Source organism: Archangium violaceum Cb vi76 (assembly GCF_000733295.1).
GTDB lineage: Bacteria > Myxococcota > Myxococcia > Myxococcales > Myxococcaceae > Archangium > Archangium violaceum.
In genome coordinates this window covers 1-441 of the sequence record NZ_JPMI01000405.1, presented here as the reverse complement: position 1 = coordinate 441, position 441 = coordinate 1, and the positions used below count along the sequence as shown (strand labels likewise).

Annotated in this window: 1 protein-coding gene; it reads right to left on the bottom strand. The window is 64.9% G+C overall.

Going from position 1 to position 441, the window contains the following annotated elements:
- Positions 1 to 57: 57 nt before the first annotated feature.
- Positions 58 to 420: a helix-turn-helix domain-containing protein gene (locus tag Q664_RS49255; protein ID WP_043413814.1), complete on the bottom strand. Its 363-nt coding sequence runs from the start codon at positions 418 to 420 to the stop codon at positions 58 to 60.
- Positions 421 to 441: the final 21 nt, after the last annotated feature.

The window sequence follows — 441 nt, the reverse complement described above, 5'->3', positions numbered from 1 at the left end:
GACCGCTCCAAGTCGGCCGCCCCAACCCACCGCCCCCGTCCCTTTTTCGAGACGGGCCTATTCCTCGCGTATCGGCGCAGCGTCGAGCACGCGCAGCAGTGCACACCCGACCGCGACCTTGGACTCCGACCACGTCCGCAGGATCCCGACAGCTTTTCGGATCTCGGGTGACAGATCCTTGTCTGTGGTAGGCATCTCTCGCGCGCTCATATCCAGGAGCACAGCCGGGGAAACACCCAAGGCGACCGCGAGCCTTCGCAGCGCCGGAACGCTCGGCATCATCCCGCCGCGCTCGATGCGCCCATACACGGCCGGGCTCATCCTTGCCGCATCGGCTACTTGTGCCTGAGTGAGCCCGAGCGCCTCGCGTGCGGTTCGGGCTGCCTCGCCGAGTCTCTTTTGTAGAAGGTCATCTTCCATGCGGTATGCCTCTCAGATGAT